This window comes from Saccharopolyspora griseoalba, from assembly GCF_042665275.1.
Classification (GTDB): domain Bacteria; phylum Actinomycetota; class Actinomycetes; order Mycobacteriales; family Pseudonocardiaceae; genus Saccharopolyspora; species Saccharopolyspora griseoalba.
Map to the genome: position 1 here is coordinate 127,759 of NZ_JBHTCJ010000002.1, position 23,039 is coordinate 150,797.

The following is a 23,039-nucleotide window of genomic DNA, read 5'->3' on the forward strand; positions in this document are numbered from 1 at the left end:
AAGGATCTCCGGAGGAACATCCCGGCGCCCCTGCCGTATTCCGGAACTGCCGCTCGCGCGGGTCGGGCAGTGGCGTTCACCACGAGCCGGAGCTCGCTCGACCTCCGGCGCTGGGGCGGTGGCGGCGTCCGGGAGAGAAGATGACGAGGTCGACATCGGTAGCGATCAACGGCGCCGGCATCGACGGGCTCACCCTCGCCGCAGCGCTGCGCCACCTCCCCGGAACGGCTCCGCGCGCCGTTCGAGGACTGGCACGCGGGCGTGCGCGAGCCGGTAGCGGGCAGCACCCCGCACCGCCGGTGGGCGCTGGTCGGCCGGGAACCCCTCAACGCTGGCACCGCGACCGGATCGTGCTGCTCTGCGATGCCGCGCACGCGATGCTGCCGCACCACGGTCAGGGCGCGAATCAGACCATCGAGGACGCGATCACCCCGGCGACGCTGCTCGACCGCTGCGCCCCCGAGCGAGCGCTCCCCCGCTACGCGGCCCTGCCGCGCGGTCCAGCGCAGCTCGTGGGTTGCCACCGAGATCCCGCACCTGCCCGACGGACCCGACGCCGAAGCGCGCGACCGGGCGCTCCCCGGCATCTCCAGCACCCTGCAGCGGATCCACGAGCACGACGCCAGCGGCCGCAGCGGTCCGGTGAACGCGGCTCAGCCCTCGGCGCGCTCCATGTCGATGGCCTTGCGCATCGCCTTGCGCCCGCGGTTGCGGTCGCCGGCGAGGTCGTAGGCCTGGGCGAGGGCGAACCAGCGGCGCCAGTCGCCCGGTTCGGCCTCGACCTCGGCCTGCTTGGCGTCGAACCACTCGTCGGCGGCCTCGCGCTGCACGCGCCCGGAAGGGCGTCGGGGCAGGTGCGAGACGTCCGGCAGCGCGCCCTCGTCGTCGAGCCGCCGCGCGAGGCGCTCGGTGGCGGCGCCGAAGCGCAGCTGGTCGACCACCAGCACCGCGCCGAGCACCGGGAAGACCAGGATCGCCAGGCCCAGCACCACGAACACCGGCTGCCCGGTGACGATCATGGTCACCGCGCGGCCGCCCATCAGCACCAGGTAGACCAGCAGCACCAGGGCCACCACGAACGCGGTGGTCCGCGGCGTGGCCATCCTGCGCTGCCCCGCGGCCAACTCAGATCCCCAGCAGCGCGTCGAGCCCCACGGTCAGGCCCGGCCTGCCACCGATCTCGCGGACGCACAGCAGCACGCCCGGCATGAACGAGCGGCGGTCGTAGGAGTCGTGCCGGATGGTGAAGCTCTCGCCCTCGGTGCCGAAGAGCACCTCCTGGTGGGCCACCAGACCGGCCATGCGCACCGAGTGCACCCGCACGCCGTCGACCTCGGCGCCCCGCGCGCCGTCGAGCTCCTTGGTGGTGGCGTCGGGCATCGGGTCCAGCTGCGCCTGCTCGCGCGCCTTGCCGATGACCTGCGCGGTGCGCGCGGCGGTGCCCGAGGGCGCGTCGGCCTTCTTCGGGTGGTGCAGCTCCACGATCTCGGCGGACTCGAAGTGCTTCGCGGCCAGCTCGGCGAAGCGCATGGACAGCACCGCACCGATGGCGAAGTTCGGTGCCACGATCACGCCGACCTCGGGCTCGGCGGCCAGCCGGGAGCGGACGGTGTCCAGTTCGTCGGGGCCGAGACCGCTGGTGCCGACCACCACGTGGATGCCGTTGGCCACGCAGAACTCGATGTTGCCCAGCACCGAGTCCGGGTGGGTCAGGTCGACCGCGACCTGCGCGCCCGCGTCGACCAGCGCGGACAGCGAGTCCTCGCGGTTGATCTCGGCGACGAGCTCGGCGTCGGGCGCCTCGCCGACGGCGCGAACCGCCTCGGACCCCATCCGGCCACGGGCTCCCAGCACACCAACCTTGATCACCGCACGCACCCCTTCAACACCGAAACGCCAGGTCCCCCGAAGTCTAGGCACCCGCGCGGCCAGGACCGCCGAGCCACCCCGCGCCGGTGACCGACGCCATGGCGCGGGTGCTGCGCCCCGTCGTCAAACCGCGGGGCAGGTCCCCTCCGGGAGATCGGCGACCGACTCGTACGGCCCGACGACCGTCGTGGTCATCGGCCGGGTGAGCAGGTCCTTGGCCAGGACGGCCACGTCCGAGGCGGTGACCGACTCGATGCGCGCCAGGGTCTCCTCCACGGTGTAGTGCCGCCCGTAGTTGAGCTCGGTCTTGCCGATCCGGCTCATCCGGGCCGCGCTGTCCTCCAGCCCGAGCACCAGCCCGCCGCGCAGCTGCCCGCGCCCGCGGGCCACCTCCTCCTCGGCCAGACCGCTGTCGGCCACCTCGGTGAGCACGTCGCGCACCACCGAGGCGACCTCGCCGAGCCGCTCCGGAGCGCTGCCCGCGTACACCGAGAACGTCCCGGCGTCGGAGTAGGCGGTGGACTGCGAGTACACCGCGTAGGCCAGGCCGCGGCTCTCCCGGATCTCCTGGAACAACCGGGAGCTCATCCCGCCGCCCAGCGCCGCGTTGAGCACCCCCAGCGCGAACCGGCGATCGTCGTGGCGGTCCAGCCCGCGGCAGCCGACCAGCAGGTGCGCCTGCTCGGTGTCGTCGGTGCGCAGCGCCAGCCGCTGCTGCTCGGGCAGCTGAGCGCGGCCCTGGCGCGGCGCCTCCGGCGGCTCCTCGCCGACCAGCCGCTCCCCCAGCGCCGCGGTCAGCAGCTCCACCACGCGGTCGTGCTCGACGTTGCCCGCGACCGCGACCACCATCTTGGGCATCCGGTAGCTGCGCTGGTAGAAGCCGTGCACCCGGGAGCGGCTCATCGCGCGGATGGACTCCTCGGTGCCCAGCACCGAACGCCCCAGCGGGTGATCGCCCAGCACCGACGCGGAGAACTGCTCGTGCAGCAGGTCCTCGGGGTCGTCGTCGCGCATCGCGATCTCCTCCAGCACCACGCTGCGCTCCACGTCGACGTCGGCCTCCGCGTTGACCGCGTCGAAGACCACGTCGCAGAGCATGTCCACGGCCAGCGGCAGGTCCTCGTCGAGCACGTGGGCGTAGTAGCAGGTGTGCTCCTTGGAGGTGAACGCGTTGAGCTCACCGCCGACCGCGTCGATCTGCTGCGCGATGTCCACCGCGGTGCGCTTGGCCGTGCCCTTGAACAGCAGGTGCTCCAGGTAGTGCGCGGCCCCGGCCTGCTGCGAGGTCTCGTCGCGCGAACCGACGTCGACCCAGATGCCCACCGACGCCGAGCGCACGCCCGGCACCGGTTCGGTCACCACCCGCAGCCCTCCCGGCAGCACCGTCCGCCGCACCTGCGCGTCACCGGTGTGGCCGAGCACCCGGGTGGTCCCCGGTCGCTGCAGGTCGGAAGCGGAACTCTGCTGGTTGCTCATATCCCCGTTTCGGTCTCGTGGTTGTAGCAACGACAATACGGCCCGCCCCGGTATTCCGGGACGGGCCGTTTTGCGGTCGCGTCAGATCACTGGGCGGCGGTCTCGGCGGCCTCGGCGGTCTCGGCGTCGGCCGAGTCGCCCTCCGAGGACTCCTCGTCGTCGACCAGCACCAGGCTGATCTTGCCGCGGTTGTCGATGTCGGCGATCTCCACGCGCAGCTTGTCGCCGACGTTGACCACGTCCTCGACCTTGCCGATGCGCTTGCCGTTGCCCAGCTTGGAGATGTGCACCAGGCCGTCCTTGCCCGGCAGCAGCGAGACGAACGCGCCGAAGGCCGCGGTCTTGACCACGGTGCCCAGGAAGCGCTCGCCGACCTTCGGCAGCTGCGGGTTCGCGATCGAGTTGATCTTGTCGATCGCTGCCTCGGCGGACGGGCCGTCGGCGGCGCCGACGTAGATGGTGCCGTCGTCCTCGATGGTGATCTCGGCGCCGGTCTCCTCGGTGATCGTGTTGATCATCTTGCCCTTCGGGCCGATGACCTCACCGATCTTGTCGACCGGGATGGACAGCGAGGTCACGCGCGGGGCGTGCGGGCTCATCTCGTCCGGCTGGCCGATCGCCTCGGCCATCACGTCGAGGATGGTGAACCGGGCGTCGCGGGCCTGGCCCAGCGCCTGGGCCAGCACCTCGGACGGGATGCCGTCCAGCTTGGTGTCCAGCTGCAGGGCGGTCACGAACTCCTTGGTGCCCGCGACCTTGAAGTCCATGTCGCCGAACGCGTCCTCGGCACCCAGGATGTCGGTCAGCGCCACGTAGTGGGTCTTGCCGTCGACCTCGTCGGAGACCAGGCCCATCGCGATGCCGGCGACCGGGGCCTTCAGCGGCACACCGGCGTTGAACAGCGCCAGCGTCGAGGCGCAGACCGAACCCATCGAGGTCGAGCCGTTGGAGCCCAGCGCCTCGGAGACCTGCCGGATGGCGTACGGGAACTCCTCGCGCGAGGGCAGCACCGGGATCAGCGCGCGCTCGGCCAGCGCTCCGTGGCCGATCTCGCGCCGCTTCGGGCTGCCCACCCGGCCGGTCTCACCGGTCGAGTACGGCGGGAAGTTGTAGTGGTGCATGTAGCGCTTCGTCGTCTCCGGGGACAACGAGTCGATGGTCTGCTCCAGGCGGAGCATGTTCAGCGTGGACACGCCCAGGATCTGAGTCTCGCCGCGCTCGAACAGCGCCGAACCGTGCGCCCGCGGGATCACGTCGACCTCGGCCGACAGCGCGCGGATGTCGGTCAGGCCGCGGCCGTCGATGCGGACCTGGTCGCGGATGATCCGCTGGCGGACCAGCTTCTTGGTCAGCGAGCGGAAGGCGGCGCCGATCTCCTTCTCGCGACCCTCGAACTGCTCGCCCTCGCCGATGCCGACCTTCTCCAGGACGGCGGCCTTGATCTCGTCGAGCCGGTCCTCGCGCTCCTGCTTGCCGGCGATCTTCAGCGCCTCGGCCAGGTCGGCGGAGCCGGCCTGCTCGACGGCGGTGAAGGCGTCCTCGCCGTAGGCCGGGAACACCGGGTAGTCGTGCTCCGGCTTGCCCACGGCCTGGGCCAGCTGCTGCTGGGCCACGCACAGGTTGCGGATGAACGGCTTGGCGGCCTCCAGCCCCTGGGCGACGACCTCCTCGGTCGGCGCCTGGGCGCCCTGGGCGACCAGCTGGGCGGTGTTCTCGGTGCCCTCGGCCTCGACCATCATGATGGCCACGTCGTCACCGACGATGCGGCCCGCGACGACCATGTTGAACACCGCGCGCTCGAGCTGCTCGTGGGTCGGGAAGGCGACCCACTGCCCGTCGATCAGCGCCATCCGGGTGCCGCCGATCGGGCCGGAGAACGGCAGGCCGGAGGCCTGCGTGGAGGCCGACGCGGCGTTGATCGCCAGCACGTCGTAGAGGTCGCCCGGGGTCAGGCTCATCACCGTGACCACGACCTGGACCTCGTTGCGCAGGCCGTCGACGAACGACGGGCGCAGCGGCCGGTCGATGAGCCGGCAGGTCAGGATCGCGTCGGTGGAGGGCCGGCCCTCGCGGCGGAAGAACGAGCCGGGGATGCGGCCCGCGGCGTACATCCGCTCCTCGACGTCGACGGTCAGCGGGAAGAAGTCGAAGTGCTCCTTCGGCTGCTTCGACGCCGTGGTGGCCGACATCAGCATGGTGTCGTCGTCCAGGTAGGCGACGACGCTACCGGCGGCCTGCTTGGCCAGCCTGCCGGTCTCGAACCGGACGGTGCGAGTGCCGAACGCGCCGTTGTCCAGCACGGCGGTCGCCTCGTACACGCCCTCTTCGATCTCTTCAGTCAAGGTGACTCCCATTCGTCACGAGGCCCACGGCAGGAGCATCCGGATCGTGGTCCGATGAGGCCGGCCATCGATCGAAGCTCCCGGGACCGTCTCTGACGAATCGCCCGGCAGCCACTACCGAGGACCGGCGGACACCTCTCCAGGGCTAACCACCGTGAGCGCTCTTCAGTTCTCTCGCGGTGCCCAGCGGCACCGCCCGTTATGCACCGGGGGGAGCGGCTCGCGGCCGCTCCCCCCGGTTCACATCAACGACGCAGACCGAGTCGCTGGATCAGCGAACGGTAGCGCTCGATGTCCACCTTCGTCAGGTAGTTCAGCAGCCGACGGCGGCGACCGACCATCAGCAGCAGGCCACGACGCGAGTGGTGGTCGTGCTTGTGCTGCTTGAGGTGCTCGGTCAGGCCGGTGATCCGCTTGGTGAGCAGGGCGACCTGGGCCTCGGGCGAACCGGTGTCGCCTTCCTTGAGGCCGTACTCGGCCAGGATCTGCTTCTTCTCGTCAGTGGACAGCGCCACGTCTTGCTCCTTCGATATGTCCCGTGTCCGGTTCGCCCGGCTCCACCCGGGAGCGGGCGCTCGGTGGGGTGCCGCGCGCTCGGCGCGGCCTGCCGACCACCTGGAATCGACCACCACGGACTGCAGCCGTTCCACCGGCCAGGATAGCAGCCGAGACCGCGCGGGCCCGGTCGGCCCGACTACCCGCGCGTCACCGGAGCCCGGTGCACCGCGGTGTAGCGAGGGGCACCTTCTCGCAGGTCACTGGCCACCACGGTGATCTCCTCGGCGGTCCACCGCGGACCGCGGTAGCCCTCCAGCAGAGCCGCCACCGACTCGCCGCGGGCGCGTCCACCGGCCCACCGGGCCACCGTCAGGTGGGCCCGGAACGAGCGCGGATCACCACCGGCCGCGCCGACCAGCTCGCGCAGCGCGCGCTCGTCGGGACCGGCCTCCGGCAGCACCCCGACCCACAGCACGCCGCGGAAGGACCCCGCACCGGCCAGCCGCAGCCGCGGCGGGTCGGCGCGCAGCCGGGCCACCCGCCGATCCAGCCGCTCGGTCACCCGCGCTGCATCGGCGTCGTCGCCGTGGAACCGCAAGGTCAAGTGCCAGCGCTCGGCCGGGGTGAACCGGAACTTGCGCAGCCCGGCCGAGACCTCGGTCACCCGCCCGGGCGGCAGGCCGTCGATCGCGGCGGCGAGGTGCTCGACCGCCTCCGGCGAGGGCCACAGCGCCGTGAACAACCGCATGACCCCAGCCTCGGCTCACTCGTGGTCGGCCGCCCGGCGGAGCAGGCCGGCCAACCGCGGGTAGCGCCCCTCCAGCAAGGACGCGGCCGCCTCCAGCTCGGTGGGCTTGGCGTGCTCGCGCAGCACCGGCCAGGCGACCTCCTCGCCGTTGCTGGCCGACTTGACCGGCAGGTCCCGCCCCACCGAGGGCTGCGAGGCCTGCACGTCCTCCAGCGCCTGCCGGATCGCCTCCGCCTCGCCCGCGGCCACCCCGGGCACGAGCACCTTGCGCTCCAGCATGACCAGCCGCGCCAGAACCTGCGGGTTGCCGATCTTGGCGCGCCTGCCGCTCATCACCTGGCTGAGCATCGGCGCGCTGATGCCGAGCACCTCGGCCAGCTGCGCCTGCGAGATGCGGAAAGCCACGACCAGCCTGCGCACCCGGTCGCCGAGCGGCTCGCCGTACCACTGCCGCTGCAGCGCCAGGTTGCGCTGGACACTGCTGCTCTCCGCCACCTTCGTTCCCCCAACCTGACCGCGCGCCCGGCCGGGCCGAGCAGATCCGCGACCGAATCCTGCCAGCTCATCGGCACCGCGGGGGCCGGAATCCGAAAACCGCTGCGAGTGGACTGCGCCACTCGGCCGAGCGGGCCCGGCCGCGGCGCCCGGGGAACGGCGGTTCACCGGCGAACCCCGAGGATGCGGCGGGTCTCGGCCACGTCGGCGTTCATCCGCTCGACCAGCTCCTCCACCGAGTCGAACTTCTCCATCCCGCGCAACCGGGCCACGAAGTCCAGGTCGACGTGCTCCCCGTAGAAGTCGGCGTCCACGTCGAGCACGTAGGCCTCGACGGTGCGCTCGGTGCCGGAGAAGGTCGGGTTGCTGCCCACCGAGACGGCCGCGGGCAGCGCCGGGGCGGGCGTCGCCGAGCCGCGCCTGAGGTGGGTGAACCAGCAGGCGTAGACCCCGTCGGCCGGGATCGCCGCGTACTCCGGGGTGGACAGGTTCGCGGTGGGGAACCCAAGCTCGCTGCCGCCCCGGCCGGCACCGCGCACCACGATGCCCTCCAACCGGTGGTCGCGGCCCAGCGCCGAGGACGCCGCGACCACGTCACCGGCGTCGATGCAGGCGCGGATGTAGGTCGAGGAGAAGGTCACCGAGGCGCCGTCGGCCGGATCGTCGGCGCTCCGCACCGGCCCGGAGACCAGCGCGTCCGAGGCGACCTCGAAGCCGAAGCGCTCCCCCAGCTTGGTCAGCAGGTCGATGTTGCCCGCGGCCTTGTGCCCGAAGGTGAAGTTCTCGCCCACCACGACCTCGGCCGCGTGCAGCCGCTCGACCAGCACCTCGTGCACGAAGCCCTCCGCGGAGATGCGGGAGGTCTCGCGGGTGAACGGCAGCACGCAGAACACGTCCACGCCCAGCTGCTCGACGAGCTCGGCGCGACGGCGCAGCGTGGTCAGCTGCGCGGGATGACTGCCCGGACGCACCACCTCGGAGGGGTGCGGATCGAAGGTCATCAGCACGCACGGCATCTCGCGTCGTCGCGCCTGCGCCACCGCGTGCGCGATGAGCTGCTGATGGCCGCGGTGCACCCCGTCGAAGACACCGATGGTGACGACGCACCGTCCCCAACCACCGGGAATCTGCTCCAAACCACGCCAGCGCTGCACGAACAGCAGCCTACTTCCCGGCCGAACCCGCCGAGCGAACCCCGGTGCCGATCGGCGGGGCCGGGTTCAGCCGGCCGGAACGATCACCAGGACCGGCTTGGCCTTGCGGTCCCGGTCCTGGACCAGGGCGACCGCCCTGCCCTCCGGGTCGAACATGCCGTAGGTGCCCTCGACCTGGGCCGCGGGCACGTGCTGGCCGTGCGAGAGCGCGCGAGCGGTGGCGGCGTCGACGTTGCGGCGCGGGAAGGCGGTCTCCACCGCCTCGTCCAGGCTCATCGACAGACCCGGGTCCTCGGCGAGCTGGTCGAGCGTGCGCGCCTTGGCCAGGCCGAACGGGCCGACGCGGGTGCGCCGCAGCTCCCCGAGGTGGCCACCGACGCCCAGCGCCGCGCCCAGGTCGCGGGCCAGCGCGCGCACGTAGGTACCCGAGGAGCACTCCACGAGCACGTCCAGCTCGGTGGTGGCCTCGGTGCGCCGCAGGTCGAGCAGGTCGAAGCGGGAGACCGTCACCGGCCGCGCGGCCAGCTCGACCGCCTCGCCGTTGCGGGCCATCTCGTAGGCGCGGCGGCCGTTGACCTTGATCGCGCTGACCGCGCTGGGCACCTGCTGCAGGTCGCCGGTGAGCTCGGCGATGCCCTCGCGGACGGCGTCCTCGGACACCTGGGACCCGTCGGCCTCGGCGAGGACCTCGCCCTCGGCGTCGTCGGTGGTCGTCGACGCGCCCAGCCGGATGGTGGCCAGGTAGGCCTTGGTGTCCAGCGCCAGGTGCCCCAGCAGCTTGGTCGCCCGCTCCAGCCCCAGCACCAGCACGCCGGTGGCCATCGGGTCGAGGGTGCCCGCGTGCCCGACGCGTCGGGTGCCCATGATGCGGCGCACCTTGGACACCACGTCGTGCGAGGTCATGCCCGCCGGCTTGTCGACGACCAGCAGGCCGGGCGGAACTTCGGTGCGCTGCTTGCGGGATCCCTCGGACACGGCGAGCCATCATACGGAGCGGGGCGACCAGGTCGGACACCGCCGCTGCGCCCCGGGTGCTCGCTGTTCTCATCAGAAGTCGACGGCGCCCGGGGCGGGAGACGCGAGGTCAGGTCGTGGCGGGAGCGTCCCGCAGTGCTCCGGTGATCGCCCAGCGTCCGGAGCGCACCCGCCACAGGAGGCTGATCAGCCGGAAGACCAGCAGCAGGGTCAGCCCGGTCCAGATGCCGACCAGTCCCCAGCCGAAGGCCAGCGACAGCCAGATCATCGGCAGGTAGCCGAGGAAGGCGCTCAGGATCGTCGCGGTGCGCAGGAACGCGGCGTCACCGGCGCCCAGGAACACCCCGTCCAGCGCGAAGACCACACCGGAGATCGGCTGCTGGAGCACGAAGAACCACCAGGCCTGCCCGATCACGGCCAGCACCGCCTGGTCCGAGGTGAACACCCCGGGCAGCACCCCGGCCAGCGAGGCGAACAGCACGGCCAGCAGCACCCCGAAGGCCAGCCCGTACCAGCTCACCTGCCGCGCGATGCCCTTGGCCCGCGACGCCGAACCGGCGCCCAGGGCGGCCCCGACCAGCGACTGCGCCGCGATCGCCAGCGAGTCCAGCACCAGCGACAGGAAGCTCCACAGCTGCCACACCACCTGGTGGGCGGCGGCGGTCTCGGCACCGGTGCGCGCGGCCACCGAGGTCGCCGACAGGAAGCACACCTGGAAGGCCAGGGTGCGCAGCACCAGGTCCCGGCCGAGGCCGAGCTGGGCGCGCATCTTGGCGAGGTCGGGGCGCAGCGGCGCCCGCTCGACCACCAGCGCCCGCACGAACAGGCTCGCCGCGATGGCCTGGCCGATCAGGTTGGCCACCGCCGAGCCCTCCAGGCCCCAGCCCACCGGGTAGACCAGCACCGGGCACAGCGCGGCCGACACCCCGTTGCCCACCAGCACGTGGCGCAGCGGGCGGACGGTGTCCTGCACCCCGCGCATCCAGCCGTTGCCCGCCATGGTGATCAGCACCAGCGGCGCCCCGCACAGCGCGATGCGCAACCAGCGCGCAGCGGCATCGGCCACCGGGCCCGGGCCGGCCAGCAGCTCGGCAACCGGAACCGCGAGCACCTGCGCGGCCAGCAGCAGGACCAGCCCGACCGACACTCCCAGCCAGGTCGCCTGCACGCCCTCGGCGACCGCGTCGGTGCGCCGGCCCGCGCCGTGCAGCCGGGCGGTGCGCGCCGTGGTCCCGTAGGTCAGGAAGGTCAGCTGGCTGGAGATCAGCGTGAACAGCGTCCCGCCGAGCGCCAGACCGGCCAGCGGCACCGCACCGAGGTGCCCGACCACGGCCGTGTCCACCAGCACGTACAGCGGTTCAGCGGCCAGCACCCCCAGCGCGGGGATCGCCAGCGACAACAACCGTCGCGCGGAAACCCGCTCGCCAACCTCGGACAAACCCGCGATCTCCTCTTAGCTCACCGAACGACCTCGAAGCACCATAGCGGCGAGCCCCGACAGCGCGACGGTGGTCAGCCGTCGAGCAGCGGAGCCGCCTCGAGCGCCTTGCGGATCGCGGCCAGGATCGACTCCTCGTCGCCGCGCGCGGTGAACCCGGCCGCCAGCCGGTGGCCGCCACCACCGCAGGCCGTGGCGACGTGGCCCACGTGCACGCGACTGTCGGCCCGCAGCGAGACCGACCAGTGGTCCGTTTCGATCTCCTTGAGCACCGCGGCCACCTCGGCCTCGTCAGCGGTGCGGATGATGTCGATGACGCTGTCCAGGTCCTCGTTCTGCAAGCCCTCGTACTGCTCGCGCCGCACGGTGGCGTGCACGAACCCCAGGCCCTGGGCCTGGTCGGGCTCCAGCTCGGCCCCGCCCAGCACCGAGGACAGCATGCCGAGGAAGCCGAACGGGTGGGTGTCCATCAGCTTGCGGGTCGTGGCGTCCGGGTCGACCCCGGCGGCCAGCAGGCGCTCGGCGACCCGGTGGGTCTCCGGCCGGACGTACCGGAACGAGCGCGTGTCGGTGACCAGCCCGGCGTAGAGGCACCGCGCGATCGGCAGGTCGAGCTCCGCGCCCAGCTCGTCGAGCAGCCGCAGCACGATCAGCACCGTGGCCTCGGCGGTCTCGTCGACCACCCGGACCGTGCCGTAGCAGGTGTTGCCCTCGTGGTGGTCGACCACGATCACGTCGCCGCCTGCCGCGATGCTCGCGTCCACCCGGTCCGACAGCGACCCCAGCCGCTCCACGCTGCCGCTGTCGCAGGCCACCAGCACCGGCGGCACAGCGGGAACCTCCGAGGCCGGCACCACCAGGCCGTCGACGTCGAGCTCGCGCAGGGAGCGCGGTGTCTCCTCCGGATGCCCGAAGGAGACCCGGACGGTCGCGCCGCGCCGGTGCAGCGCCCGGCCCAGGGCGAGAGCGCTGCCCAACGCGTCGGCATCCGGGTTCACGTGCCCCAGCAGGGTCACGTCGGAGGCCGTGGCGAGCTTGCCCGCTGCCGCCTCCACGGCATCGGAGAGCCGGTTCGCCTCGCCGGTTAGCCCACCCACAGGTCACCTCCGAAAACGGCGGTCGCGCGACCGCCAGGGTCAAACGCACCCCATGTCGCGCCGGGACTCAACCATCTTGTGGGTTACGACGCACATCCTGCTCGAGATCGTCCTCTTCGTCGACACCGTCGGTGTCCGCCTGGTCATCCCCGGTCGTGCGGTACGGGTCCGGGTCGCCCGCCGGGGTCGCGCCGGAAGCGAGCCGCGCGACCTCCTCGTCGGCCTCCTTGGCCTGGGCCAGCAGCTCGTCGAGGCGACGGGCGTGCTCCGGGACCGCGTCGGCCTCGAAGGTCAGCGTCGGCGTGAACCGCACGCCGGTCTGCTGGCCGACCCTGGACCGCAGCACCCCGGTCGCGCTGTGCAGCGCCGCCGCCGTCGAGGCGTAGTCGGCGTCATCGCCGAACACGGTGTAGTAGACCGTGGCATCCCGCAGGTCCGGGGTGACCCGCGCATCGGTGATCGTCACCATGGCCAGCCGAGGGTCCTTGACCTCGTGCTCCAGCCCGGACGCGACGATCTGCGCGATGCGCTTGGCCAGTCTGCGGGCGCGCGCCGTATCAGCCACGACGCACCTCCTTCTGCGAAAAGTTCTTCGGAACCCGCGGTGACCCGGCGGGCGTGTCCTCTCTTCGAAGTGGCAGACCCACTTCCTCCTGCGGTGAGCAGCCCGTCAGCTCGCACCGCCGGGGGTTCTGAGCGGCTTCGCGGCGCGGACGCCGCCGAGGTGGCCGCGTTCCGCTCGGATTCTCTACCCGCACCACCGAGCAGGACGACCCGGCGCACGCCTCAGTCCTCCGGGCCCAGCATGCGCCGCCGGGCCGCGAGCAGCTCCAGCTCGGGACGAGCGGCGACCAGCCGCTCGCACGCCTCCAGCACCTCGCGCACGTGCGCGGCATCGCCGGAGACGGCCGCGACGCCGAGCTGCGCGCGGCGGTAGAGGTCCTGGTCACCGGCTTCCGAGACGGCCACCTCGAAGCGGCGGCGCAGCTCCGCCAGCACCGGGCGGATCACGCCTCGCTTCTGCTTGAGCGAGCGGACGTCGCCGAGCAGGACGTCCAGCTCCAGCGCACCGACGTACACGAGTGGCCCCCTACGACCGCCGCGCAGGGGGCCCGTGCGGACCCCCTGCGCGTCAGCGGAATCAGGTGCGCGGCTTCTCGCGCATCTCGTACGGCTCGATGATGTCGCCGACCTTGATGTCGTTGTACGACCCCAGGGTCAGACCGCACTCGAAGCCGTCCCGGACCTCCACGGCGTCGTCCTTGAACCGCTTCAGCGAGTTGACGCTGAGGTTCTCGGCGACCACCACGTTGTCCCGCAGCAAGCGCGCCTTGGCGTTGCGCTTGACGATGCCGTCGGTGACCATGCAGCCGGCGATGGTGCCGACCTTCGAGGACTTGAAGACCTCGCGGACCTCGGCGCGGCCCAGCTCGACCTCCTCGTACTCGGGCTTGAGCATGCCCTTGAGGGCCTGCTCGATGTCCTCGATGGCCCGGTAGATCACCGAGTAGTACCGGATCTCCACGCCCTCGCGGTTGGCGACCTCGGCCGCCTTGCCCTCGGACCGGACGTTGAAGCCCAGCACGATGGTGTTCTCCGCGGTGGCGAGGTTGATGTCCGACTCGTTGATGCCACCGACGCCGCGGTGGATGACCCGCAGCTCGACCTCTTCGCCGACGTCGATCTTGCCCAGGGACTCCTCGAGCGCCTCGACGGTACCCGAGTTGTCGCCCTTGATGATCAGGTTCAGCTGGTTGGTCTCCTTGAGCACCTTGTCCAGGTCCTCGAGGCTGACCCGCTTGCGCTTGGCGGCGTTCTGCGCCTCGCGGATGCGGGCCCCGCGGCGGTCGGCGATCTGCCGGGCCACGCGGTCCTCGTCGACGACCAGGAAGGTGTCGCCGGCACCCGGCACCGAGGTGAACCCGATGACCTGCACCGGACGGGACGGCAGCGCTTCGGTGACGTCCTCGTCGTTCTCGTTGATCATCCGGCGGACGCGCCCGTAGGCGTCACCGGCGACCACCGAGTCGCCGACGCGCAGCGTTCCTCGCTGCACCAGCACCGTGGCGACCGGACCACGACCGCGGTCCAGGTGCGCCTCGATGGCCACGCCCTGCGCGGGCATGCCCGGGTTGGCCCGGAGGTCCAGCGCCGCGTCGGCGGTCAGCAGGATCGCCTCCAGCAGGCCCTCGATGTTCTGCCCCTGCTTGGCCGAGATCTCGACGAACATGGTGTCGCCGCCGTACTCCTCGGCCACCAGGTTGTACTCGGTGAGCTGCTGGCGGATCTTGTCCGGGTTGGCGCCCTCGACGTCGATCTTGTTCACCGCGACCACGATCGGCACGTCGGCCGCCTGGGCGTGGTTGATCGCCTCCACCGTCTGCGGCATGACGCCGTCGTCGGCGGCGATGACCAGCACCGCGATGTCGGTCGACTTCGCACCGCGGGCACGCATGGCGGTGAACGCCTCGTGACCCGGGGTGTCGATGAAGGTGATCGGCCGCTCGACGCCCTCGAGCTCGCTGACGACCTGGTAGGCGCCGATGTGCTGGGTGATGCCACCGGCCTCGCCCGCCTGCACGTTCGCCTTCCGGATCGTGTCCAGCAGGCGCGTCTTGCCGTGGTCGACGTGACCCATCACGGTGACCACCGGCGGCCGAGCGCTGAGCTCCTCCTCGGAGGAGTTCGGGTCGCCGTAGCTGATGTCGAAGGACTCCAGCAGCTCCCGGTCCTCGTCCTCCGGAGACACCATCTCGATGGTGTAGTTCATCTCCTGGCCGAGGAGCTCGAGGATCTCGTCGGAGACCGACTGCGTCGCGGTGACCATCTCGCCGAGGTGGAACATCGCCTGCACCAGCGAGGCCGGGTTGGCGTTGATCTTCTCGGCGAAGTCGGTCAGCGAAGCACCGCGGCGCAGGCGGAGGGTCTCGCCGTTACCGCGCGGGAGGCGGACGCCGCCGACCGACGGCGCCTGCATGTTCTCCATGTACTCCTGGCGCTTCTGCCGCTTCGACTTGCGGCCGCGCTTGGCCGGCCCACCGGGACGACCGAAGGCACCGGCCGTGCCGCCGCGACCACCGGGACCGCCCGGACGGCCACCGCCACCGGGACGACCGCGGAAGCCACCACCGGCCGGGGCGCCACCGCCGCCGCCACCACCGGGGCCACCGCGGAAACCGCCGCCGCCACCACCGGGACGACCGCCACCGCCGGGACGGCCACCGCCGCCACCGCCGGGGCCACCGCGGCCGCGGCCACCGCCGCCACCGGGACCACCGCTCTGACCGCCGCGAGGCGGGCGCTGCGGCATCATGCCCGGGTTCGGGCGCGGGGGCATCATGCCCGGGTTCGGGCGGTTGCCACCGCCGCCGCCCTCACCGCGCGGGGCGTTGCCGCCACCGGCGGGGGCGTTGCCGGCACCCTGGCCGCCGCCCTGACCGCCCTGGCCGCCGCCCTGGCGCTGCTTGTCCGGACCACCGCGGCCGGGGCCCTGCTGGCCTCCGCCCTTCGGCGGGCCCGGACGCGGCGGGCGCTGCTGCGGAGCACCCTGACCGACGCCGAACGGGTTGTTGCCGACGCGCGGCTGCTTCGGCCCCGGCTTGGGGGGCTTCGGACCCGGCTTCGGCGCGGAACCGGACTCCTCACCGGACTTGGGACCCGGCTTCGGACCGGGCTTGGGCGCCGCCGGCTTGTCGGACTTGGCCGCGGGAGCCTGGTCGGCCTTGGCGGCCGGAGCCTGCTCCTCGGGCTTGGACTCTGGTTTCGGACCCGGCTTGGGGCCGGGCTTCGGACCGGGCTTGGGCGCGGAACCGGACGCGGCCGGTCCCGGCTTCGGGCCGGGCTTGGGTCCTGGCTTGGGCGCCGCTGCGGCGTCGGAACCGGCGGGCTTGGCCTCGGCCGGCTTTCCTTCGCCCTTCTTCGCGGACTTGGCACCCATCGCGTCGCGCAGCCTGCGCGCCACCGGTGCTTCCACGGTGGACGACGCGGACTTCACGTACTCGCCCTGCTCGGCGAGCTTGTTCAGGACTTCCTTGCTTGTGACACCGAGCTCTTTCGCGAGCTCATGTACGCGGGCCTTGCCTGCCACTGCTCTCCTCATCTGGGTGAGGCCGGGCGGCAGTCCCGCTCGACCTCGTCCTATCGCCGATGCGCGTTCATGGCTTCAGCTTCACGGCTGATTCATGACGGGTCGACCTGCTTTCCTTCGGTTGCCTGGCGCGGGACGGATCCCGCGTCGGTCATGTCGCGAGCCACCGAGTGCTCGGTGCTCAAGTGCTGGTGCACCAACGAGGTGTCGAGCGCCTTCTGCACGCGCAGAGCGCGCGGGAACGCCCGCCGCCGTTCCGCCTGACGCAGGCACGCCGGATCGGGGTGCAGCCAGGCACCCCGGCCCGGGAGCCGGTGTCGCGGATCGGGAACGGCGGCCGGAACGGACCGGCCGACCTCAGCCACCACACGCAGTAGCTCAGCGGCCGACGTCCGGGTACGACATCCCACACACGTACGAACCGGTAGATGGCGCTCGCCATTCCCGGGCTCACTCGTGTGGATCGGGTCGCTCCCCTCGCGTCGGCCTCCGCGTCGATTCTAACCCGAGGCCGTCACTCGGCCGAACCCACGGTCGGCAGACCGTCGATGTCCGGATCAGCACCGGCTTCGGGAATCGGCACGTTGCCGCTCGTGGTCGCCGGCGAGGACGGGTCGGCATCGCTGCGGATGTCGATCCGCCAGCCGGTCAGCCGGGCGGCCAGCCGGGCGTTCTGCCCCTCCTTGCCGATGGCCAGGGACAGCTGGAAGTCCGGCACGATCACCCTGGCGGTCTTGGTGCGCTCGTCGACCACCTCGACCGAGACCACCTTGGCGGGCGAGAGCGAGTTGCCGACGAAGGTCGCCGGGTCGTCCGAGTAGTCGATGATGTCGATCTTCTCGCCGCCCAGCTCGCTCATCACGTTGCGCACCCGGGCGCCCATCGGGCCGATGCAGGAGCCCTTGGCGTTGACGCCGGTGACCGTGGAGTGCACCGCGATCTTGGAGCGGTGCCCGGCCTCGCGCGCCACCGCCGGGATCTCCACGGTGCCGTCGGCGATCTCCGGGACCTCCAGCGCGAACAGCCTGCGCACCAGGTTCGGGTGGGTGCGCGACAGCGAGATCTGCGGGCCGCGCGCGCTGCGCGAGACGCCGTAGACGTAGCACTTGACGCGGGTGCCGTGCTCGTAGCGCTCACCGGGGACCTGCTCGGCCTGCGGGATGACGCCCTCGCTGTCGCCGATCTGCACGATCACCATGCCGCGCGAGTTGGCCCGCGCGTCGCGCTGGATCACGCCACCGATGATCTCGCCCTCCTTGGCGGCGAACTCGCCGAAGGTGCGCTCGTGCTCGGCGTCGCGCAGCCGCTGGAGGATGACCTGCCGGGCGGTGGTGGCCGCGATCCGGCCGAACCCCTCCGGAGTGTCGTCCCACTCCTCTTCCTTGGTCCCGTCCGGACCCAGCTTGTGCGCGAGCACGCGCACGATGCCGGTCTTGCGGTCCACTTCCACCCGCGCGTGCGGCTGGTGGCCCTCCGTGTGGCGGTATGCGGTGAGCAGGGCCGATTCGATCGCTTCCAGGACCGTCTCGAACGGGATCTCCTTGTCGCGTTCGATCGCCCGCAGCGCCGCGATGTCGACGTTCACCTCGACTCCTCCGTGTCTTCCCGGTCGTCCCCCGTCTGGGAAACGCCGCTCGCAGCTCGCTCCAGCTTGGCCAGTTCCTCCGCAGGCGGCTGCTGGAACTCCACCTCGACCACCGCGCGCTCGACGTCGCGGTAGACGACCCGGCGGAGCTCCCCGCCGACCAGCACCTGCACACCCTCATCATCGGCCAGCCCCACCCGGGCGACCAAGTGCTGGCCGTCGGTGAGCCGGATGTTGACCAGCCGGTTGCGGGCTCGGTGCCAGTGCCGCGCCCGGCTCAGCGGGCGATCCACGCCCGGCGAGGTGACCTCCAGCGTGTAGGAGCCGGCCAGCACGTGCTCGTGCGCGTCAAGCACCTTGGAGACCTCGCGGCTGATGTCGGAGATCTCGTCGAGGCCGACGCCGTCATCGGAGTCGATGACGACCTTGACCAGCCGGCGGCGGCCGGCCTGCTGCACGTCGAGCTCTTCGAGGTCGAAGCCCAGTTCGGCGACGGCCTCGGCGACGACGGGCTCCAGCTGCGCGGTGATCGCACCGCGCGGCGGGCTGGACACGTTGGCACTCCTCGGTGTGGTTCGGGTCTGGGTCAAGCCTGGACGGTTGTTTCCAGGGTTGCTAGTTCGCGGCGCCGGACGGCACGCAGGCGCGAACCGTCCACGACCAGTGCTGCACGTCCCGGCCGCGGTCGCCCAGGGTATCGCGTCGGTCCGCACCCGAGCGCGACGCGGGACCCCTACGATCGGCGGATTGTCTCGCCAGCCGCGCGGACCAGCCACCGCAGCCACCGGAGGTCGCCCGCGCGGAGGACGCGCCGGGGTGTCGCGACGCCCCCGGCAGACCTTGATCATTTCGCGTGCGCGCCGCGCTTTTCGCTGGTGGCCGCGGGGTCGGCCGATCGACGACCAGATCGGTGGAGTCCCCGGGCCGCCTGGCAGGATGGGAAGTCGTGAAGACCCCCTCGCCAATCCTGGGACGGCGCGGCGTCCTGCGGCTGCTGGCGCTGGCCCCCGCGGCGGCGGCGCTGACCGCGTGTTCGTCATCGGCCGAACCGGACCAGCTGCTTCCGGCCGCGCGGGCCGCCAAGCGCGACGCCCGGCTGGCCGACGCGATCGGCAAGGCCCACTCGGAGCTGGCCGTGCGGGCGCGAGCGGTCTCGGCCGCGCGCGGCGCGCACGCGCAGGCCCTGCAGCGCGAGATCGACCGGGTCAACCCCCGCGATCCCGATGACCCGCCGTCGGTGCCCGAGCCGCCGCGCCCGCAGGTTCCCGGTTCCGCCGACGAGGCCGCCGAGCGGCTGCGCACCGCCGCGCGCCGGGCGCAGGAGCAGGCGGCGGAGCTGGCCCCCGGGCTGTCCGCGCACCGGGCAGGCCTGGTCGGTTCGGTGTCGGCCAGCTGCGCGAGCCTGCACGAGGTGCTGGCATGAGCGAACTCCCCGAAACCACCGCGCGGGCGCTGCGCACGGCGATCGGCGCCGAGAACGCCGCGATCTGGGTGTGCGGCCTGGCCCGGGCCTTCGCCGGGGAGTCCCGCGTGCGCGAGGCGATCGACGAGGCGACCGCGGCGCACGAGGAGACCCGCGACTCCGCTGCCGAGGCGATGCGCGCTGCCGGCGCGAAACCGCCGGTGGCCGAGCCCGCCTACGACGTCGGCGAGCCGGTCTCCGACCAGCGCGGTGCGATCGGCCTGCTCATCCGCGCCGAGACCGACTGCCAGGTCGGCTGGCGCGCGGTGCTGGAGGCCGCCGCCGACGCGGGCCTGCGCCGAACCGCCCTGGAGGCGCTCACCACCGCCGCCACCCGGGCCACCCGCTGGCGCCTGACCACCGGCGAAGAACCCGCCGCGGAGAACTTCCCGGGCGCGCCCTGACCCCTCGCGCACCCGCGCGGGGTCAGCTGGGCTGCTGGTCCTGGGGCCAGCCGAGCTTGAGGGCTTCGTTGGTGACGTCGGTGAGCTCGGGATCCTTCTTCGAGGTCTCCTCGCCGATGTAGGCGGAGTCGCCGATGACCACCAGCCGGTCCTGGCGGCCCGAGGCGTAGGCCGCGTCGTCCAGGTCGGGCAGGTCCTCGGTGCCCGCGCGCTCGTCCTCGACCAGGTCGCGGACGTTGCCGGTGCCGTCCTTGGTGGTCAGGGTGTTGAGCCGCTTGGCGCTGTCCGGATCGGGCATCAGCACGGTGACCACCGAGGTGAGCACGCGCGAACCGTCCGGCAGCGTCGTGGTGTACAGCGCCCGGGTGAGGTGCTCGCACTCCTCCTCGGCGAAGAAGGACCGGATCTGCCCGCTGGAGACCTGCTTGCAGCCGTGGAACGCCTCCTCGCGGTGCGAGAGCTCGAAGTGGTAGCGCAGCGGCGGCGGTTGCTGCGGCTCGGCCTGCTCGTCCGAGGGCTTCACGGCCAACCAGATCGCGCCCGAGACGACCGCGACCAGCAGCAGCACCAGTCCGCGCAGCGCCCACCCCAGCGGCGTGACCTTGCGCGGGCCCGGTGGCGGCCCGGCCGGCCCGCCGCCCGCCGGCTGCGGCGTCGGCGCGTGCGTGTACACCGGGCGGGTCGCCTGGTCCGGGGTGGGCGTGGGCATCGCCCGGTCCGGCCTGATCCGCGAGTTGTCCCGCCGCAGCGGCGCGGTCTCGCGCTGCGTGTTGTCCTGTGCTCCCGTCATGTCCTCGGGCACCCCTGTCGCTCCGGCACGATTGCCCACCGTAGCGGTACCGGGTCACGACTCGGATAACCCGATCGTCCGCACTCGTTGATCATCCCAGCGCACGCACGGCTCTCTCCACGTCGTCGGTGGTGTTGTACAGGTGGAACGCCATCCGGGCGCGGCCGTTGCGCGCGGCGCACTCGATCCCGGCAGCGGTGAGCTTCGCCACCGCGTCCGTCCCGGAGATCGACACGATGGCCGACCCGGCCGGTTCCACGCCCAGCCGGGCGCGCAGCTCGTCGGCGAGCCCGGTGCAGTGCGCGGCGACCTCGTGGAGGTCGAGCCCGGCCAGCCACTCCATCGAGGCGGCGGCGCCGACCTGCGCGAGCCACACCGGCGAGAGGTCGAGCCGGCGCGCGTCGGAGGCCAGCCGCATCGGCAGCCCGTAGGTGCTCTCCCACGGCCGCTCGGCGGCGTACCAGTTCCCGCTGTGCGGGGTGATCTCCGGCGCGTCGGGGTGCACGGCCAGCCAGGCCGCCCCGCGCGGCGCCAGCAGCCACTTGTAGCCGTGGCAGACCACCCAGTCGGCCCAGTCCAGCGGCTGCGGCAGCCAGCCCGCCGATTGCGTCGCGTCCAGCAGCACCCGGGTTCCGCGCTCCTCGCGGGCGCGCCGCAGGGCGTCGAGGTCGGCGATGCGGCCGTCGGCCGACTGCACGACGCTGACCGCGACCAGGTCGTGCTCGGGGGCCAGCTTGCCGACGTCGTCGAGGTCCACCGCGGTGATCTCGACCCCCTCCTGGGCCGCGAAGGGGAACAGCAGGCTGGTGAAATCCTCCTCGGCCACCAGCACCCGGAGACCGGGTTCGACACCGGCCGCGACCAGCCCGACCAGCTGCGAGGCGCTCGCCCCGATCGCGACCCGCTCGGCACCCACGCCGATCAACCGCCCGAAGGCGGCGCGCGCGGCGACCACGTGCTCGTCGAAGTCCCCCGGTTTGGCGCGCCCGCTCGCCCAGTTCGCCACGGCCTCGGTGACCGCCTGCGCGGCGAACGTCGGCGGGACGCCGATGCTCGCGGTGTTGAGGTAACCGTCGGGGACGTCGAAGCTGGCGCCGAAAGCTGATCGCATGAGCGCATCGTCCCACCGACGAGGCCGGAGCGGGGCCGACTGCATACGGTTGGACCATGCACAGCGAAGAGATCGAGATCCGCACCGGGAGCGCCGAGGTGGTCCGCGACCTGCGCGACGAGTGCCGCCGCTTCCTGCGCTCGGCCGGCGCCGAGGAGGGGCTGCTCAACGTCTGGGTCCCGCACGCCACCGCGGGCCTGGCCATCATCGAGACCGGCGCGGGCAGCGACGACGACCTGCTCGCCGCGCTGCGCGACCTGCTGCCCGCCGACGACCGCTGGCGCCACCGGCACGGCTCGCCCGGTCACGGACGCGACCACGTGCTGCCCGCGTTCGTACCGCCCTACGCCACGATCCCGGTCGTCGGCGGCGCGATGGCGCTGGGCACCTGGCAGTCGGTCTGCCTGGTCGACACCAACGCCGACAACCCGGTCCGCCGGGTGCGCTTCAGCTTCATCAGCGGGTGACTGGAAGGTTCCCCCGCTCGTCCCCGTCCGCGAGCAGCAGGAAAGTTCCCCTCCCCGCAGCGGCGTGCGAGGAAGGGACCCTTCACCGCTCCGCTGCGGGAGTGGCAGGAAGGTTCCCACGCGCGAGGCCGGGCGGAGTGACAGCGAGATTCCCCTCCCGCCGAGCGGCAGGAAGGTTCCCCGCTCGCCTCCGGCTACCGGGTCAGGAACTCCTGCAGCCCGCCGAGGTCGTCGGTGTTGATGTGGTCGACGCCGACCTCGTCGAACACCGTCCAGACCGCCTCGCGCTCCGGGCCCTCCTCGTCCGGGGTCGCCCAGAACCGCACCCGCTGCCCCGCCGCGTGCGCCTCGGCGACGACGCGCTCCAGCTCGGCGCGCTCCTCGGCGGGCATCTCCCCGGTGCCGTCCCAGCTGAACGCGTTCGTCCAGTCCTCGGAGACCAGCGGGACCAGCGCCGGGTCGCGGCCGATGTCGCCGCCGACCGAGCCGTCGAGGAACGCGTAGCGGTCGGTCATGCCCTCGACGAGCTCGTAGGGCTTGTCGCCGGAGACGACCGCGGTCACCGGGCCGGGCGTGACCTGCCCGTCGGCGTAGCGCGTGAACAGACCCGCGTACTTCGGCTGGCGCTGGATCTCGTCCAGTCGCCGGACACCGTCCTCGCCGAAGGTCTTGAAGCCGATCAGCAGCTGGAAGTCCGGCGGCAGGGTGCCGCCGTCCCGCTGCGCGAGCAGCGGGTCGAGGTAGAGCGACTCGATGGTGCGGTCGGGGCGCAGCTGGAACGGGTCGTGCCCGATCAGCAGGGCGTCGCCCACCGGGTAGACGTCGGCCTCGACGCTGGTGAAGCCGTGGTCCAGCGCGTCGAACAGCGGCCGGTCGTGCAGGTAGTCGTTGTGCGCGTGGGCCTGCGGCAGCGGCTCGACCGCCGCCGAGGCGGGCGCGGCCGCGGGCGCGACGAGCAACAGCGCCAGCGCGGCGAGCGCGGACGAGAGCAGGGTTCGCATGAAGAAGCCTCCGGTACCGATCGGGTGATCGATACCGGAG

23 protein-coding genes and 1 pseudogene are annotated in these 23,039 nt (G+C 72.4%); 3 read left to right on the forward strand and 21 right to left on the reverse strand.

Annotated elements, in window-relative coordinates:
* Window positions 1–653: 653 nt before the first annotated feature.
* From ACFQRI_RS04725 to rimP, 18 genes and pseudogenes are all read right to left on the reverse strand, one after another.
* Window positions 654–1,103 (reverse strand): hypothetical protein, encoded by a 450-nt coding sequence (locus ACFQRI_RS04725; RefSeq protein ID WP_380664826.1) that lies wholly within the window; start codon window positions 1,101–1,103, stop codon window positions 654–656.
* A gap of 22 nt (window positions 1,104–1,125) precedes the next feature.
* The gene (gene dapB, locus ACFQRI_RS04730; RefSeq protein WP_380664829.1) at window positions 1,126–1,878 is read right to left on the reverse strand and encodes a 4-hydroxy-tetrahydrodipicolinate reductase; all 753 of its coding nucleotides are present in this window, start codon (window positions 1,876–1,878) and stop codon (window positions 1,126–1,128) included.
* A 114-nt stretch (window positions 1,879–1,992) separates the two neighbouring features.
* Window positions 1,993–3,345 carry a M16 family metallopeptidase gene (locus ACFQRI_RS04735; protein ID WP_380664831.1) on the reverse strand — a complete coding sequence of 451 codons (1,353 nt, stop codon included), beginning with the start codon at window positions 3,343–3,345 and terminating at the stop codon, window positions 1,993–1,995.
* An 86-nt stretch (window positions 3,346–3,431) separates the two neighbouring features.
* Complete coding sequence (locus ACFQRI_RS04740; protein WP_380664833.1) at window positions 3,432–5,687, reverse strand: polyribonucleotide nucleotidyltransferase; 2,256 nt, start codon at window positions 5,685–5,687, stop codon at window positions 3,432–3,434.
* Between the two features lie 245 nt (window positions 5,688–5,932).
* On the reverse strand, window positions 5,933–6,202 hold the full coding sequence (gene rpsO / locus ACFQRI_RS04745; RefSeq protein ID WP_380664834.1) for a 30S ribosomal protein S15: 270 nt from the start codon (window positions 6,200–6,202) through the stop codon (window positions 5,933–5,935).
* Between the two features lie 179 nt (window positions 6,203–6,381).
* Window positions 6,382–6,933: an RNA 2',3'-cyclic phosphodiesterase gene (gene thpR / locus ACFQRI_RS04750; protein WP_380664835.1), complete on the reverse strand. Its 552-nt coding sequence runs from the start codon at window positions 6,931–6,933 to the stop codon at window positions 6,382–6,384.
* A gap of 15 nt (window positions 6,934–6,948) precedes the next feature.
* Window positions 6,949–7,428 (reverse strand): helix-turn-helix domain-containing protein, encoded by a 480-nt coding sequence (locus ACFQRI_RS04755; protein WP_380664837.1) that lies wholly within the window; start codon window positions 7,426–7,428, stop codon window positions 6,949–6,951.
* Window positions 7,429–7,592: 164 nt separating this feature from the next.
* A complete protein-coding gene (locus ACFQRI_RS04760; protein WP_380664839.1) occupies window positions 7,593–8,582 on the reverse strand; it encodes a bifunctional riboflavin kinase/FAD synthetase in 990 nt (329 codons plus the stop codon).
* Between the two features lie 66 nt (window positions 8,583–8,648).
* Window positions 8,649–9,557: a tRNA pseudouridine(55) synthase TruB gene (gene truB / locus ACFQRI_RS04765; protein ID WP_380664841.1), complete on the reverse strand. Its 909-nt coding sequence runs from the start codon at window positions 9,555–9,557 to the stop codon at window positions 8,649–8,651.
* Window positions 9,558–9,666: 109 nt separating this feature from the next.
* The gene (locus tag ACFQRI_RS04770) at window positions 9,667–10,995 is read right to left on the reverse strand and encodes an MATE family efflux transporter (RefSeq protein ID WP_380664843.1); all 1,329 of its coding nucleotides are present in this window, start codon (window positions 10,993–10,995) and stop codon (window positions 9,667–9,669) included.
* 74 nt (window positions 10,996–11,069) lie between these two features.
* Window positions 11,070–12,092, reverse strand: a complete 1,023-nt coding sequence (locus ACFQRI_RS04775; RefSeq protein ID WP_380664845.1) for a DHH family phosphoesterase — start codon at window positions 12,090–12,092, stop codon at window positions 11,070–11,072.
* Window positions 12,093–12,159: 67 nt separating this feature from the next.
* The gene (gene rbfA, locus ACFQRI_RS04780) at window positions 12,160–12,657 is read right to left on the reverse strand and encodes a 30S ribosome-binding factor RbfA (RefSeq protein ID WP_380664847.1); all 498 of its coding nucleotides are present in this window, start codon (window positions 12,655–12,657) and stop codon (window positions 12,160–12,162) included.
* A 221-nt stretch (window positions 12,658–12,878) separates the two neighbouring features.
* A complete protein-coding gene (locus tag ACFQRI_RS04785; RefSeq protein WP_380664849.1) occupies window positions 12,879–13,172 on the reverse strand; it encodes a DUF503 domain-containing protein in 294 nt (97 codons plus the stop codon).
* A 61-nt stretch (window positions 13,173–13,233) separates the two neighbouring features.
* Window positions 13,234–16,179 carry a translation initiation factor IF-2 gene (gene infB, locus ACFQRI_RS04790; protein WP_380664851.1) on the reverse strand — a complete coding sequence of 982 codons (2,946 nt, stop codon included), beginning with the start codon at window positions 16,177–16,179 and terminating at the stop codon, window positions 13,234–13,236.
* A 92-nt stretch (window positions 16,180–16,271) separates the two neighbouring features.
* Window positions 16,272–16,403 carry a hypothetical protein gene (locus tag ACFQRI_RS04795; RefSeq protein ID WP_380665576.1) on the reverse strand — a complete coding sequence of 44 codons (132 nt, stop codon included), beginning with the start codon at window positions 16,401–16,403 and terminating at the stop codon, window positions 16,272–16,274.
* A 3-nt stretch (window positions 16,404–16,406) separates the two neighbouring features.
* Window positions 16,407–16,589 (reverse strand): annotated as a pseudogene (locus tag ACFQRI_RS04800) (YlxR family protein); the annotation flags it as partial.
* Between the two features lie 104 nt (window positions 16,590–16,693).
* The gene (gene nusA, locus ACFQRI_RS04805; RefSeq protein ID WP_380664853.1) at window positions 16,694–17,764 is read right to left on the reverse strand and encodes a transcription termination factor NusA; all 1,071 of its coding nucleotides are present in this window, start codon (window positions 17,762–17,764) and stop codon (window positions 16,694–16,696) included.
* Entirely contained in the window at window positions 17,761–18,318 is a 558-nt protein-coding gene (gene rimP / locus ACFQRI_RS04810) for a ribosome maturation factor RimP (RefSeq protein ID WP_380664855.1), read from the reverse strand. Before rimP ends, nusA begins: the two co-directional genes overlap by 4 nt.
* Window positions 18,319–18,710: 392 nt before the next feature.
* On the opposite strand from rimP, the gene ACFQRI_RS04815 reads away from it, so the two are divergent.
* The gene (locus tag ACFQRI_RS04815) at window positions 18,711–19,187 is read left to right on the forward strand and encodes a hypothetical protein (RefSeq protein ID WP_380664857.1); all 477 of its coding nucleotides are present in this window, start codon (window positions 18,711–18,713) and stop codon (window positions 19,185–19,187) included.
* Window positions 19,184–19,630 (forward strand): DUF4439 domain-containing protein, encoded by a 447-nt coding sequence (locus ACFQRI_RS04820; protein ID WP_380664859.1) that lies wholly within the window; start codon window positions 19,184–19,186, stop codon window positions 19,628–19,630. The genes ACFQRI_RS04815 and ACFQRI_RS04820 overlap by 4 nt, the downstream gene beginning before the upstream one ends.
* A 22-nt stretch (window positions 19,631–19,652) precedes the next feature.
* On the opposite strand, the gene ACFQRI_RS04825 is transcribed toward ACFQRI_RS04820, so the two are convergent.
* The gene (locus ACFQRI_RS04825) at window positions 19,653–20,420 is read right to left on the reverse strand and encodes a hypothetical protein (protein WP_380664861.1); all 768 of its coding nucleotides are present in this window, start codon (window positions 20,418–20,420) and stop codon (window positions 19,653–19,655) included.
* Between the two features lie 91 nt (window positions 20,421–20,511).
* Window positions 20,512–21,531, reverse strand: a complete 1,020-nt coding sequence (locus ACFQRI_RS04830) for an aminotransferase class V-fold PLP-dependent enzyme (RefSeq protein WP_380664863.1) — start codon at window positions 21,529–21,531, stop codon at window positions 20,512–20,514.
* Between the two features lie 56 nt (window positions 21,532–21,587).
* Between ACFQRI_RS04830 and ACFQRI_RS04835 the strand changes: the two genes are divergently transcribed.
* Window positions 21,588–21,998 (forward strand): YjbQ family protein, encoded by a 411-nt coding sequence (locus ACFQRI_RS04835; protein ID WP_380664865.1) that lies wholly within the window; start codon window positions 21,588–21,590, stop codon window positions 21,996–21,998.
* A gap of 194 nt (window positions 21,999–22,192) precedes the next feature.
* Here the strand turns inward: ACFQRI_RS04835 and ACFQRI_RS04840 are convergent, their stop codons facing one another.
* Entirely contained in the window at window positions 22,193–22,999 is an 807-nt protein-coding gene (locus ACFQRI_RS04840) for a phosphatidylinositol-specific phospholipase C/glycerophosphodiester phosphodiesterase family protein (RefSeq protein ID WP_380664867.1), read from the reverse strand.
* Window positions 23,000–23,039 lie beyond the last annotated feature (40 nt).

Bases quoted from the DNA above. Each gene is read 5' to 3' on its own strand.
- ACFQRI_RS04725 (WP_380664826.1), bottom strand. From the start codon at position 1,103: ATGGCCACGCCGCGGACCACCGCGTTCGTGGTGGCCCTGGTGCTGCTG.
- ACFQRI_RS04735 (WP_380664831.1), bottom strand. From the start codon at position 3,345: ATGAGCAACCAGCAGAGTTCCGCTTCCGACCTGCAGCGACCGGGGACC.
- thpR (WP_380664835.1), bottom strand. From the start codon at position 6,933: ATGCGGTTGTTCACGGCGCTGTGGCCCTCGCCGGAGGCGGTCGAGCAC.
- ACFQRI_RS04820 (WP_380664859.1), top strand. From the start codon at position 19,184: ATGAGCGAACTCCCCGAAACCACCGCGCGGGCGCTGCGCACGGCGATC.
- ACFQRI_RS04825 (WP_380664861.1), bottom strand. From the start codon at position 20,420: ATGACGGGAGCACAGGACAACACGCAGCGCGAGACCGCGCCGCTGCGG.
- ACFQRI_RS04830 (WP_380664863.1), bottom strand. From the start codon at position 21,531: ATGCGATCAGCTTTCGGCGCCAGCTTCGACGTCCCCGACGGTTACCTC.
- ACFQRI_RS04835 (WP_380664865.1), top strand. From the start codon at position 21,588: ATGCACAGCGAAGAGATCGAGATCCGCACCGGGAGCGCCGAGGTGGTC.
- ACFQRI_RS04840 (WP_380664867.1), bottom strand. From the start codon at position 22,999: ATGCGAACCCTGCTCTCGTCCGCGCTCGCCGCGCTGGCGCTGTTGCTC.